Here is a 12,903-nt window from a genome sequence, read left to right on the forward strand (position 1 = left end):
ACCGACATGACAGAAGCACACGCCATGCCCGAACTCGCCCAGATCCGCGAGATGGTGCGGTTCGGCATCGACGGCCGTGAGGACTACCACGGGCCGCGGCTGCTCGAGCGCCTGGCCGAGGGCCAGCAGGGCGGCGCGTACACCCACTTCACCGTCCGTCCCTACGGCCCGCTGCTCGGAGCGGAGGTCGAGGGCCTGAACCTCGCCGAGCCGCTCGCCCCCGAGGTGTTCGAGGAGCTGGACCGGGCCCTGCTCGAGTGGAAGGTTCTCTTCTTCCGCAAGCAGGAGCTGACCCACGAGCAGCAGCGCGCCTTCGCCGCCAACTGGGGCGAGATCGACCAGCACCCGTTCCTGCCCAAGGGTGCCTCCCAGGACGTGGTGCGGCTGGAGAAGGGCGCGGCCAACCCGGGCTTCGAGAACGTCTGGCACCACGACTTCCCGTGGATCTCCAACCCGCCGCTGGGCGCCGTCCTGCGGATGGTGGAGATGCCGGAGTACGGCGGCGACACGCTGTTTGCCGACTCCGGCGCGGCGTACGACAACCTCCCCGACGAGGTGAAGGAGCGGCTCGAAGGCCTGCGCGCGGTCCACGACTTCACCCCGTCGGCGAACTACCGCGACCTGCTCACCGACGAGCAGCGCGCGCACTTCCAGGCGCTCTTCCCGCCGGTGGCCCACCCCGTGGTGCGCACCCACCCGAGGACGGGCCGCAAGAGCCTGTTCGTCACCTCGATCTTCACCACCCACATCGAGGGCCTGAAGCCCGAGGAGAGCGAGGAGCTGCTGCGCTACCTGTTCCGGCAGATCCAGTACCCCGAGTACCAGGTGCGCTTCCGCTGGCAGCCCGGGGACGTGGTGTTCTGGGACAACCGCGCGGTCCAGCACTACGCGACCTCCGACTACTACCCGCACCGCAGGGTCGTCGACCGCGCGGCGATCGCCGGCAACCAGCCGTTCTGACATGCGTTCTGAGATGAGCGTCCGCACAGCAGTGGTCAGCGGGGGCACGCGCGGCATCGGGCTCGCGCTGTCCCTGCGACTGCGCGAGCTCGGCTTCCACGTCGTGGCCCTGTACCGGGGCGACGAGCAGGCGGCCCGCGCGGCGGTGGAGCAGGGCGGCGGCGGAATCGAGGCGGTGCGGGCCGATCTGGCCCGCCCGGCCGAGGTCCGGACCGTCTGCGAGGGCATCCTGGCGGCGCACGGTGCGCCGGAGGTGCTGGTGAACAACGCCGGGGTCAACCGGGACCGGCCGTTCCTGGAGATGACCGACGAGGACTGGGACCGGGTCCTGGACACCAACCTGTCCGGGCCGTTCCGTCTGACCAGGGCGCTGGCACCGGCCATGGTGGCGGCGGGCCGGGGCTCGATCGTCAACGTCGGGGCGACCACGGCGATCCGGCCGCGGCCGAACGGGGCCAACTACTGCGCCAGCAAGGCCGGTCTGCTGCAGTTCAGCCGGTGCCTGGCACTGGAGCTGGCGCCGGCGGTCCGGGTCAACGCGCTCATCCCGGGCTTCACCGACACCGACGAGGTGGTCGAGCGGTACCGGCTGGACGAGCCGGAGTCGCGCGAGCGGGTCCTGGGACAGATCCCGCTCGGGCGGATCGGCACGGTGGCCGAGATCGCCGACGCCCTGGAATTCCTGGTGACCGACCGGAGCCGTTACCTCACCGGACAGCAACTGATCATCGACGGCGGCAACTTCATGGGGTGAACCGGCACGTCCCGGCCTCCCCCTCTGCAACGCATCGAAAGTAGCGAAGAATTGATTAGCAAGGAACAGATCGATCGGTACCACGAGGACGGCTTCCTCCTCGTGGAGTCCGCACTGACCGCCGACGAGGTGGCAGCGCTGCGCGAGGCGTTCGGCCGTGACTGCAAGGTCCCCGGGCCGCAGCGGATCACCGAGGACGACGGGGTCGCGGTGCGCGCGGTCTACGCCTCGCACCGGCGCCAGCCGGAGTACGCCGCGCTGATGCGCGACCCGCGCGTGCTCGGCCCGGTCAAGCAGCTGCTGACGGACGACGTCTATGTGTACCAGTTCAAGATCAACGCCAAGCCGGCCTTCGGCGGCGACCGCTGGTCGTGGCACCAGGACTACGTGGCCTGGCGGGTCGCCGACAACCTCCCGGCCCCGCGCCAGGTCAACGTCGGCATCTTCCTCGACGACGTGGACGAGTTCAACGGCCCGGTCATCTTCGTCCCCGGCTCGCACCGGCAGGGTCTGGTGCGCGATGACCGCCGCGACGCCGCCAAGTCCGAGCTCCACCTGGACCCGGACGACATCGCCCTCACCCCGGAGCAGCTCTCCGCCCTGGTCGGTGCGCACGGCATGGCCAGCCCCAAGGGCCCGGCGGGATCGCTGGTCTTCTTCTCGCCCGAGATCGTGCACGGTTCCGCCCCGAACATGTCGCCTTTCGCCCGCCGGCTGCTCATCGCGACCTACAACGATGTGACCAACCTGCCGAGTTGGCGTGGGGAGGAGCGCCCCGAGCACGTCGTCCTGCGGGACACCCGGCCGTTGGCCACGCTCGACGAGCCGTTCCTCGCCTCGCTCGCCTCGCTGGAAGGAGCCGTCCGATGACGCGATCCCGTGCCCTGGTGCTGGAGGCGTTCAACGAGCCGCTGGCGCTGCGCGAGTTCGACCTCCCGCCGGCCCCGGCCGGAGGCATGGTCGTGTCCTGTGGGTACGGCGGTGTCTGCGGCACCGACCTGCACCTCCAGAAGGGCCATCTCCCGGTCCCCACCCCGCTGGTGCTCGGCCACGAGGGCCTCGGCGTGGTGCACGAGCTCGGCCCGGGCACCACCACGGACGCGACCGGCGCGCCGCTGCGCGAGGGCGACGCGGTGATGTGGGCGTCCTCCATCGCCTGCGGGACCTGCGTGCCCTGCCGTACGCACCGTGAGCCGACGCTCTGCGAGAACCGCCGGACCTACGGGGTGAACCGCACGGTCGCGGAGGAGCCGGGCCTGTCCGGCGCCTGGGCGGAGCACATCGTGCTGCGCCCCGGGACCACGGTCGTCAAGCTCGACCAGGGCGTCGACCACCTGGCCGCCATGTCGCTGGCCTGCGCGGGCCCGACCGTGGTGCACGCGCTGTACGAGCGCCGTCCGGTCCGGCTCGGCGAGACCGTGGTGGTCCAGGGCAGCGGCCCGGTGGGCCTCGCCGCCGCCGCGATGGCGCAGCTCTCCGGCGCCGCGAAGGTCGTCCTGGTCGGCGGCCCGGCCGAGCGGCTGCGACTGGCGGCCGAGGCCGGGATCGGTGACGTGCACATCGACATCGCCGGCGCCGCCGACCCCGAGCGCGTGCTGGCCGAGGTCCTGGAGGCGACCGGCGGACACGGCGCGGACCTGGTCATCGAGTGCGCGGGCGTGCCCGGCGCGGTGGCCCAGGGCCTCACGCTGGCCCGCCGAGGCGGCTCGTACCTGGTGATCGGCCAGTACACGGACGCCGGCGACACCCTGCTGAATCCGCACCAGATCGTCTTCCGGCAGCTGGATGTGGTGGGTTCCTGGGCGTTCTCCGGCGCGCACGTGGTCGAGTACGTCAAGCTGCTCCCGGCGCTCACCACGCGGTTCGACCTCGCCAGGCTGGTGACGGTGTTCCGACTGGACGAGCACGAGCGGGCGTTGGCCAGGGTCGCCGACGGTTCGGTGATGAAGGCAGTGTTCGCGGGCTGAACCGACGCCCCCTGGAACGAAGGGCTCCTTCTCGTGGCGGGAAGGAGCCCTTCCTGCATTTCACCCGTGCAGGACCGGTCACCCGTGCAGGACCGGCGCGTCCTCCGGTACGGGATCACCGGCGGGCGCGGCGCCCTGCCGGGGAGCGTTGATCAGGGTGAAGGCGGCCAGCGAGGCCACCGCGAGGATGGCGACGGCCCACCAGATCGCCACCGAATAGCCTTGCACGGCCGCCTTGTTGGTGAAGTCCGTGATGCCGAGGGTACGGACCTCGGCCCGGTGCCCGGTGGCCCAGCGGTGACCGTAGCTGCTCGCGATGGTGCTCAGCAGCGCGGTGCCGATCGAACCGCCGACCTGCTGGGAGGTGGAGACCATGGCGGCGGCGACCCCGGCGTCGCGAGGCTGCACGCCGTGCGTGGCCAGGCTCGTCGCGGGCATGAAGGCCGTTCCCATGCCGAGCCCCAGCAGCACCTGGGCGGGCAGCACCAGGGCGGCGTAGGAGCTGTCGACCTCGAGCTGGGTCAGCAGCAGGATGCCGAGGGCCGAGACGAGGAAGCCGGATCCCATCAGCAGCCGCGGCGGCAGCCGGTTCATCAGCCGCGAGCCGATCTGGGTGGACCCGGTGACCATGCCCACGATCATGGGCAGGAAGGCGAGCCCGCTGACGACCGGCGAGTACGCCTTGACCACCTGCAAGTAGTAGGTGAGGAACAGGAAGAGGCCGAACATGCCGATCACGGACAGGCCGAGCGACAGGTAGACGCCGCCCCGGTTGCGGTCGGTGACCACCCGCAGGGGGAGCAGAGGTGCCTTGACCCTGCTCTCGACCAGGACGAACACGCCGAGCAGCAGCACCGCCGCCACCAGGAGCACCAGGGTCCTGCGGGCGTGCCAGCCGTGCGTCTCGGCCTGCGAGAAGCCGAGGACGAGCGAAACCAGGCCGGAAGTCGCGAGCAGCACGCCGGGGATGTCCAGCCGGGACCTCTCCGGCCGGTCGGCCGGCTCGTGGACCACGGTGAGGGCTCCGACGATCCCGGCGACCGCGAACGGGATGTTCACGAACAGCGCCCAGCGCCAGCTCAGGTACTCGGTGAGCACACCACCGAGGATGAGTCCGACTGCGCCGCCGCTGCCGGACACCGCGCCGTAGATCCCGAACGCCTTGGCGCGTTCCTTGGGTTCGCGGAACGTCACCGCCAGCAGCGACAGCGCGGCCGGTGCCAGCAGCGCGCCGAAGACGCCCTGGAGTGCGCGGGCCGCCAGCAGGGTGGTGGTGTCGACGGCCGCACCGCCCAACGCGGAGGCGCCGGCGAAGCCGAACAGGCCGATGACGAACATCCGGCGGCGTCCGACCAGATCGGCGATCCGGCCGCCGAACAGCAACAGCCCGCCGAACGCCAGAGAGTACGCGGTGATGACCCACTGGCGGTTGCCGTCCGAGATGCCCAGGTCATGCTGGGCGGAGGGCAGCGCGATGTTCACGACGGTGGTGTCGAGGACCACCATCAGCTGGGCCAGACCGATGAATATCAGCGCTTTCCAGCGCCGGGGGTCGGGTTGCGACACATGCATGGCGTGGTCCTGGGAGAAGTAGGCGGGGCAAGTCCTGGTGAAAGTCGCTCAGTTGGTCCGGTCGTCGGACCCGTCGCCGGTCGTGATGCCGAGCGTGGGCAGGATCGCGGACACCACCTCGACCGCCGCGTCCAGGGCTTCCTGGGCGCCGGGGCCTTCCCCCGCCGTCCGGGCGAGGATTCCCTCGCGGATGGCCCGCAGGGTGGCGGCAACGCTATGGACAGGTACGGAACTTCCGGTCGCCGACCCGGACCGCGCCCGCTCGAGCAGCCGGGCCAGCGCGTCCGTCACGGCGCGGTCGTGCTCGTACAGCTTGGCCGCGAGCTGCGGATCCCGTGCGGCGTGCACCTGGAACTCCAGAAACAGCAGGATCCACCCGCGCTCGACCGGGTCGACCTCCAGCAGCGAACGCGCCACGCTGCCGCCCGGCTCCGCCGAGGACGGGCCGAGCAACTGCTCCAGCTGGGCAAGGCGGTTGGCCGAGTGCTGATCGAAGAGCGCCAGGAGGAGCTCGTCCTTGCCGGCGAAGTTGGAGTAGAACGCGCCCCGGGTGTATCCGGCGGCACTGCAGACATCCTCGATCGTGGTCTGCGCGTACCCGCGCTCCACGAGGATCCTCCCGGCCGCCTCGAGCAGCCGCGCGCGGGTGTGGACCCGGCGTCGCGGCGGGCGGCCGGCTTCCTGGGCATTCACTTCCGGAGTGGGCACGGCGCGATGCTACATCGCGTACTTAATACGCAGTGTATTGAAATTACCAAGACCGGTTCACGGGCCGCAGCGCGGCGAGGGCGGCAGAGGCGAGCAACAGTGAGCCGCCGCCGATGACGAAGGACGTCCGGGGCATCACGTGGTACAGCGGCAGCAGGGCGATCGGGACCACTGCCGCGCCGCCGAAGCGGAAGGCGGAGACCGCGGAGAGCGCGCCGCCCCGGTTGCCCGGCACCTCGCGGACGGTGAGGTTCTGCAGGGAGACGTTGAGCATCGAGTAGGCGATGCCCGCGCCCGTCCAGCAGGCCACCAGCGCCGGCAGGCTGTTCGTCGATCCGGTCAGGGCGACCAGCACCGCCCCCAGCGCGGCGGCGATCCCACCGCAGCGGCGCGCGCCGAAGCGGTCACCGAGAGAGCCCCAACTCGCGCCCAGCAGCAACCCGGTCAGACCGAAGCCCAGCAGCGCGACCCCGGTGAGGCCGGGGCTCATGCCGAGGTGCTCCTCGGCATGGAGGGATACGAGGAACGGCAGGCCGGCCGCGCCGAAGTAGCTGACGAAGGCGGCCACCGACAACAGCCCCATGCGCACGTTCACCAGCGGGCGCAGACGCGGAGCCTCGGCACCAGGCCGCGCACCGCCGGGTGGCGGCGCCAGCGCCAGCAGCCCGGCCGCGGCGGCGACACCGACGAAGGCCCAGCGCCAGTTCGCCGCCGCGGCCACCCCGCCGAGCAGCGGCGAGAGCGACTGGCCGGCGGCCTGGCAACTGGCCAGCAGCCCCACGGACCGGCTCAGCCGGTGCGGCGGCACCATATCGGCCAGCCCGGAGAGCAGCAGCGGCGAGATGAACCCGTTGGCGATGCCCATCACCGCCCTTACCACCAGCAGCAGTTGGATGCTGGGCGCCGCGGCACCGGCCAGCGAAGCGATCAGATAGGCCAGATACGCACCCAGCACGGTGCGCCGACGACCCCACCGCTCGCCCACCGTCCCGGACACCAACTGCACCAGGGCGAACGGCACGAAGTAGGCGGTCACCGACAGCGCGGTGGCGCTCGTCGAGGCATGGAGCGAGCCCGCGATCTGCGGCAGCATCGGCGCCACCACACCGCCGCCCAGCGGCCCCAGTGCGGCACCCGCGTACACCGCGAAGACGCGGAGCTTCCCCGCCGACGTGCCGCTCCCGTCCCGGGCCGGTGTACGCGCCAACGGCACGGTCGGTCCCGGCACTGTGCTCCGCGCGGTACCGCACGCCCCCCGGTCGTCAGCCATCACGCCCTCTCCACCCCTTTCCAGATGGAGCGACCGTAGGTTCTGCGCGCGGTGGTTGCGTATTGCCTGTTGTGGAACGCCGATGCCGAGCACGCATAGTCCGAGGTGAGCGGGCGGCGTCAGCGGTCCACAGCGGCGACCGCCACATCGATGAACCGGCGCAGCAGGAGCTCCTGCACATGGGGCAGATAGGCGAGTCCGACCGGTACCGGCGGCGCGCCGACCAGCGGGACGAAGGTCACCCCGGGGTGGCTGATGCGGCGCACCCCTATCGCCGGGGCCACTCCGATTCCACGGTTGGCGGCCACCAACTCGACCCACTCGTCGTAGTTGGTCGTCTCGATCACGTCCCGCGGCCCCTCGCCGGGAGCCCAGGACCAGGGGCCGGTCGCGCCGCTGACCACGTTCACCACGAGCGGCCACCGGGAAACGTCCCGCCAGTGCACCTCGTCGAGCCGGCTCACGTCGGAGGCGGCGGCGCAGGCGATCGCCACCCGAGCCTCGTCGAACAGGGGCACCACCTTGACCGGTGCGGATGAGTGCACCCCGCCACGCACCAGCGCGACATCGATCGCATGACGTTGCAGCGCCTGGAGCGGATCGTCGGTGCGCACCAGACTCACCGTGCTCCCCGATCTCTGCTCGAACTCGCCGATGGTGCGCTGCGCCCAGGGATCCGGCAGCAGCCAGCTGAACCCCAGCCGGATACTGACCTGTTCACTCAACGCGCTCATCGCCCGGTCCAGCTCGTTGAGCACCTTCTCCACCTGCGCGAGGAAGGAATTGCCCACATTGGTGAGCTCCACTTGCCGGGGACTCCGGTTGAACAACCGCACCCGCAGCGCCGTCTCCAGCTGCTGAACGGTGCGCGTCAACGCAGGCTGGGTGATGGCCAGTTTCTCGGCGGCACGGGTGAATGAGTGCTCTCGAGCCACCTCGACGAACGCCCGCAGATGACGCAGCTCGACATCCATAACTGCGGAGCATAGCCGCAGCACATCAGGCATTTCTCAACTGCTTTGCCGCTGGCTACCGTTCGGGCTGCCGAAGGAGACAAGAGAGAGCGAGAGGTGATCGGCATGCCCAAGGGCTATCTGGTGGGTACCTATCGATCGGTGCGCGACCCGGAGAAACTCGCCGCCTACGGGAAGCTGGCCAAGCCCGCACTGGAGGCGGCCGGCGGCCGGATCCTGGCCCGGGGCGGCCGGGTGACCGCCTTCGAATCGGGACTGTCCGAACGTACGGTCCTGGTCGAGTTCCCCAGCTACGACGCCGCGGCCGCAGCGTACGAGAGCGCGGAGTACCAGCAGGCCCTCGCCGTGCTGGACGACGGCGCGGAGCGGGATGTGCGGGTGGTGGAGGGGCTCGACTGAGAGGCGGGAGGCGGGTCCGCCCGGATCGCTGTGTGCTCCAGGTCACCGGGGCTGTCCTTGATCCACTCCACGCTCACTCCACGTGGAGCCTTCAGATACTCCGGAAACGACTCAGGGCCGGTTTCCCGTGAAGGAAACCGGCCCTGAGCTGGTGCAACCAAGTCGGGGTGGCGGGATTTGAACCCACGACCTCTTCGTCCCGAACGAAGCGCGCTGCCAAGCTGCGCTACACCCCGCTGCAACGAGGATTACTTTAGCGGACTTGTGCCCGGAGGCGAAATCCGGTTCCCGGGGAGGTGCAGGTGGGCGGGGCGGAGGGGGGTCAGTCGCGGGGCGTGAGGGTCAGGAGGGTGGCCTCCGGGGGGCAGGCGAAGCGGACCGGGGTGTAGCGGCTGGTCCCGCAGCCCGCGGAGACGTGCAGGTAGGAGCGGTGGCCGCCCGCGCGGTGGGCGGAGAGGCCCTTGACCCGCCGGGTGTCGATGTCGCAGTTGGTCACCAGCGCGCCGTAGAAGGGGATGCACAGCTGGCCGCCGTGGGTGTGGCCCGCGAGGATCAGGGGGTAGCGGTCGGCGGTGAAGGCGTCGAGGACCCGCAGGTAGGGGGCGTGGACGACGGCGAGCGAGAAGTCCGCGTCCTGGTCCGGGCCGCCCGTGACCTGGGCGTAGCGGTCGCGCTTGATGTGCGGGTCGTCGAGGCCGGTGAGCGCGATCTCCCTGCTGTCGATCCTGAGGCTGCCGCGCGTATTGGTGAGGTTGACCCAGCCCGCCTTGTCGAACCCGTCCCGCAGGTCCTCCCAGGGGTTGTGGACCGCGCCGACGACCGGGGCGTTGCCGTTGAGCCCGTGCCGCCCGGTGGTCTTCTCCAGCAGGTAGCGGGCGGGGTTGCGCAGCGTGGGCCCGTAGTAGTCGTTGGAGCCGAAGACGTACGCGCCGGGGAACTGCATCAGCGGGCCGAGTGCGTCCAGCGTCTCGGGCACGCCCTCGGGGTCGGAGAGGTTGTCGCCGGTGTTGATCACGAAGTCGGGGCACAGTCCGGCGAGCGACTGCAGCCAGCGCTGCTTCTTGCGCTGTCCGCTCACCATGTGGATATCGGAGACCTGGAGGACCCGCAGGGGCCGCATGCCGGGCGGCAGGACGGGCACGGTGACCCGTCGCAACCGGAAGGAGCGGACTTCGAAGCCGGCGGCGTAGGCGATGCCTGCCGCACCGACGGCCGTGATTCCCAGGGGTACTCCGTATCGCGCGCGCATACCGCAATCGTCGCAGACTCCGGGGGGCGTCCGGTCATGGGCCGGATGCGAGGCGGGAGTTGGCGGGGGAGGGGCGGGAGCTGGCGGGGGAGGGGGTGGTGAGGCGGTTAATGCGGAGCGCGGAGAGGGGCGGGATGCGAAGATTGCGGCATGACCACGCTCAAGTCGAAGCTCCACGACGACCTCACCACCGCGATCAAGGCGCGCGATGAGCTGCGCTCCTCCACGCTCCGCCTGACCCTCTCCGCGATCGCCTACGAGGAGACCGCGGGCAAGGTGGCCCGTGAGCTCTCGGACGACGAGGTGATGAAGGTGATCACCCGCGAGGCGAAGAAGCGCCGCGAGGCCGCGGACGCGTTCGAGAAGGGCGGCCGTGCCGAGTCGGCGGAGCGGGAGCGTGCCGAGGGTGAGGTGCTCGCCGGCTACCTGCCGCAGCAGCTGTCGGACGAGGAGCTGGCCGCGGTCGTCTCCGAGGCCGTGGCGGAGGCCCGGGCGGCCGGTGCCGAGGGGCCGAGGGCCATGGGCGCGGTCATGAAGATCGTCAACCCGAAGGTGGCGGGCCGGGCGGAGGGCGGCAAGGTCGCCGCCGAGGTCAAGCGGCAGCTGGCCGCCTGAGCGGGCGAGGACAGGCAAAGGGCCCGTACGGACCTCGCGGTCCGTACGGGCCCTTTGCCGTGCGTCAGTGGCCGGGCTTGCCGCCGTGCTGGCGGCCGGTGCCGTGGCGGCCGCTCTTGTCGGTGGCGTCACCCTTGTCGCTCTTATCAGCCTTGTCGCCCTTGTCGCCCTTGCCGCCTTGGGATACGCCGGGGACGGTGTCGAGGCCCGCCGCGTCCTTGCCCTCGAGCGCTCCGTTCATGGCGTCGCGCCAGATGGGGCCCGGGGTGTCGGCGCCGTAGACCTTGTCGTGGTAGACGCCGCCGATGGTGATGTCCTCCATCGAGACGTTGCCCGAGGGGCCGCCGACCCAGACCGCGCCCGCCATGGTGGGGGTGTAGCCGACGAACCAGGCGGCGTTGCGCTCGTCCGTGGTGCCGGTCTTGCCCGCGCTGTCCCGGCCGTCGAGCCCGGCCTGCTTGCCCGTACCGTCCTCGACCACGCCCTTCAGCAGGGTGTTGATGGTGTTGGCGGTCTGCTCGGACATGGCCTGCGTGCACTTCGTCCTCGGCACGGTGATGTTCTTGCCGTTCGGACCGATGGCCGAGGTGATGAGGACGGGCGAGCAGTACGTGCCGTGGTTGGCGAACGCCGCGTAGGCGGCGGCCATGCTCAGCGGGGACATTTCCTCCGAACCGAGGGCGATCGACGGCACCTGGCGGATGTCCTTGCCGTCGGCCCGCTTCAGGCCCAGCTTGTCCGCCATCTTCGCCACCGGGCAGAGGCCGATGTCACCGAGCAACTGGACGAAGTAGGTGTTGACCGACTTCGCGGTCGCCTCCCCCATGCCGTACGGGCCCTGCTCGCTCCGGTTCTCGTTGGTGAGCGATTCGTTGAGGCTGTTCTTCCAGGTGCCGGAGCACGTCTGCACCTCGTCCGGGTACTGCATCGCGAAGGGCGAGGAATAGACCGTGTCCGCGGTCTTCCCCTCCTCCAGCGCCGCCGCCGCGATGATCGGCTTGAAGGTCGAGCCGGGCTGGAAGCCGGCCGAGCCGCCCTGGGCGTGGTTCGCCGAGAGGTTGATCTGCGTCTGGTTCTGTCCGAAGCCGTACTGCTTCGACTGGCCCATGCCGAGCACCTTGCCCGTGCCGGGCTCGACGATCGAGATGGCGGTGGCCACCTTGTCGCTCTGGTAGACGTGGTCACTGATCGACTTCTGGACGGACTTCTGCGTCTGCGGGTCGAGGGTCGTGCGGATCGTCATGCCGCCCTCGTTCCACCGCTTGGCCCGGGCCGCCTTCGTCTTGCCGAAGGCCGGGTCCTGGAGGAAGACCTCACGGACGTAGTCGCAGAAGAAGCCCGCGCCGTTGACGGCGGTGATGCAGCCGCTCTTCGGGCGGCTGACGTTGAGCTTGAGCGGTTTGGCCTGCTCGGTCCTGGCCTCGTCCGGGGTGATGTTCTTGAGGTCGGCCATGCGCTGCAGCACGATGTTGCGCCGCTTGGCCGCCTCCTTGGGGGCGTTCACCGGGTCGAAGCGGCTGGGCGACTGGACGATGCCGGCCAGCAGGGCGGCCTCGCCGAGGGTGAGGTCCTTGGCGTGCTTGCTGAAGTAGCGCTGGGAGGCGGCCTCGACGCCGTACGCCTGCTCGCCGAAGAAAGTGATGTTCAGATAGTTGGCGAGGATGCGCTGCTTGCCGAGCTCCTTCTCGACCTGGATGGCGTACTTCAGCTCCTTGACCTTGCGGCCGATGGTCTGCTGCGTGGCGGCGGCGACCTTCTCGGGGTCGTCGCCCGCCTCCTCGATGAAGACGTTCTTGACGTACTGCTGGGTGAGTGTGGAGGCGCCCTCGGCGACCCCGCCGGACCGGGCGTTGCGGTTGACGGCACGGAGGACGCCCTTGAGGTCGACCGCTCCGTGCTCGTAGAAGCGCGCGTCCTCGATGGAGACGATCGCCTTCTGCATGTAGGGCGAGATCCCGCTGAGCGGGACGACCGTGCGGTCGCGCGAGTAGACCTTCGCTATCTCGCCGCCCTCGGCGTCGAGGATGATGGTGCGCTGACTCAGCGGCGGCGTCTTCATGTTGGCCGGGAGCTCGTCGAACCCCTCGATCGTTCCCTTGGCCGCCAGGCCGAAAGCGCCGATGCCCGGTAGCGCGAGACCCGCCAGTACGACTCCCGAGAGAACACTGACGCCGAGGAAGGTGGCGGCCTGCCGGGCCTTGGAAGGCCCCCCGCCCGAGCGCTTCATAGCCATGAAGGAAAGCCTACGTTCTCATTCGGCGGACAGACGCCCGTGTGTTCGCCTACGCTGTTTTACGCCAGTCACTGTGGTCTCGTCTGACCTCACCTACGTCTTCATTCTTGTGGGTGATGAGGTGTGTCCACATTGCCGCTTGTGTTGGCGAGTGCCCCCTGCGAGAAGGGGCAACTGCCCCTGTTTGTCAGGGTAAGTCGCT

General features: G+C 70.1%; 12 protein-coding genes and 1 tRNA gene. 6 read left to right on the plus strand and 7 right to left on the minus strand.

The window, feature by feature from the left end; translation table 11 throughout:
• The first annotated feature begins 6 nt into the window (after positions 1 to 6).
• From ACV530_RS26780 to ACV530_RS26795, 4 genes are read left to right on the plus strand one after another with little or no spacing between them, the layout of a single operon-like run.
• Entirely contained in the window at positions 7 to 960 is a 954-nt protein-coding gene (locus tag ACV530_RS26780; RefSeq protein ID WP_494335186.1) for a TauD/TfdA dioxygenase family protein, read from the plus strand.
• 1 nt (position 961) lies between these two features.
• The gene (locus tag ACV530_RS26785; protein WP_494335187.1) at positions 962 to 1,714 is read left to right on the plus strand and encodes an SDR family NAD(P)-dependent oxidoreductase; all 753 of its coding nucleotides are present in this window, start codon (positions 962 to 964) and stop codon (positions 1,712 to 1,714) included.
• A 51-nt stretch (positions 1,715 to 1,765) separates the two neighbouring features.
• Positions 1,766 to 2,584, plus strand: coding sequence for a phytanoyl-CoA dioxygenase family protein (locus tag ACV530_RS26790; RefSeq protein ID WP_494335188.1), 819 nt, complete (start codon positions 1,766 to 1,768; stop codon positions 2,582 to 2,584).
• Positions 2,581 to 3,681: a zinc-binding dehydrogenase gene (locus ACV530_RS26795; RefSeq protein ID WP_494335189.1), complete on the plus strand. Its 1,101-nt coding sequence runs from the start codon at positions 2,581 to 2,583 to the stop codon at positions 3,679 to 3,681. The genes ACV530_RS26790 and ACV530_RS26795 overlap by 4 nt, the downstream gene beginning before the upstream one ends.
• A gap of 78 nt (positions 3,682 to 3,759) precedes the next feature.
• On the opposite strand, the gene ACV530_RS26800 is transcribed toward ACV530_RS26795, so the two are convergent.
• The 4 genes from ACV530_RS26800 to ACV530_RS26815 form a co-directional block, all read right to left on the minus strand.
• Positions 3,760 to 5,253 carry an MFS transporter gene (locus ACV530_RS26800; RefSeq protein WP_494335190.1) on the minus strand — a complete coding sequence of 498 codons (1,494 nt, stop codon included), beginning with the start codon at positions 5,251 to 5,253 and terminating at the stop codon, positions 3,760 to 3,762.
• Positions 5,254 to 5,301: 48 nt separating this feature from the next.
• On the minus strand, positions 5,302 to 5,961 hold the full coding sequence (locus tag ACV530_RS26805; RefSeq protein ID WP_494335191.1) for a TetR/AcrR family transcriptional regulator: 660 nt from the start codon (positions 5,959 to 5,961) through the stop codon (positions 5,302 to 5,304).
• Positions 5,962 to 6,004: 43 nt separating this feature from the next.
• On the minus strand, positions 6,005 to 7,231 hold the full coding sequence (locus ACV530_RS26810; protein WP_494335192.1) for an MFS transporter: 1,227 nt from the start codon (positions 7,229 to 7,231) through the stop codon (positions 6,005 to 6,007).
• 119 nt (positions 7,232 to 7,350) lie between these two features.
• Complete coding sequence (locus ACV530_RS26815) at positions 7,351 to 8,205, minus strand: LysR family transcriptional regulator (RefSeq protein WP_494335193.1); 855 nt, start codon at positions 8,203 to 8,205, stop codon at positions 7,351 to 7,353.
• 105 nt (positions 8,206 to 8,310) lie between these two features.
• Between ACV530_RS26815 and ACV530_RS26820 the strand changes: the two genes are divergently transcribed.
• On the plus strand, positions 8,311 to 8,604 hold the full coding sequence (locus tag ACV530_RS26820) for a DUF1330 domain-containing protein (RefSeq protein ID WP_494335194.1): 294 nt from the start codon (positions 8,311 to 8,313) through the stop codon (positions 8,602 to 8,604).
• 162 nt (positions 8,605 to 8,766) lie between these two features.
• On the opposite strand, the gene ACV530_RS26825 is transcribed toward ACV530_RS26820, so the two are convergent.
• Together ACV530_RS26825 and ACV530_RS26830 are read right to left on the minus strand one after the other, a co-directional pair.
• Positions 8,767 to 8,840, minus strand: a tRNA-Pro gene (locus tag ACV530_RS26825).
• 86 nt (positions 8,841 to 8,926) lie between these two features.
• Entirely contained in the window at positions 8,927 to 9,853 is a 927-nt protein-coding gene (locus ACV530_RS26830; RefSeq protein WP_494335195.1) for a metallophosphoesterase, read from the minus strand.
• A 150-nt stretch (positions 9,854 to 10,003) separates the two neighbouring features.
• Between ACV530_RS26830 and ACV530_RS26835 the strand changes: the two genes are divergently transcribed.
• On the plus strand, positions 10,004 to 10,468 hold the full coding sequence (locus tag ACV530_RS26835) for a GatB/YqeY domain-containing protein (protein WP_494335196.1): 465 nt from the start codon (positions 10,004 to 10,006) through the stop codon (positions 10,466 to 10,468).
• A 64-nt stretch (positions 10,469 to 10,532) separates the two neighbouring features.
• Here the strand turns inward: ACV530_RS26835 and ACV530_RS26840 are convergent, their stop codons facing one another.
• On the minus strand, positions 10,533 to 12,701 hold the full coding sequence (locus tag ACV530_RS26840; protein WP_494335197.1) for a transglycosylase domain-containing protein: 2,169 nt from the start codon (positions 12,699 to 12,701) through the stop codon (positions 10,533 to 10,535).
• Positions 12,702 to 12,903 lie beyond the last annotated feature (202 nt).

The sequence above is a fragment of the Streptomyces sp. SX-6 genome, from assembly GCF_059089585.1.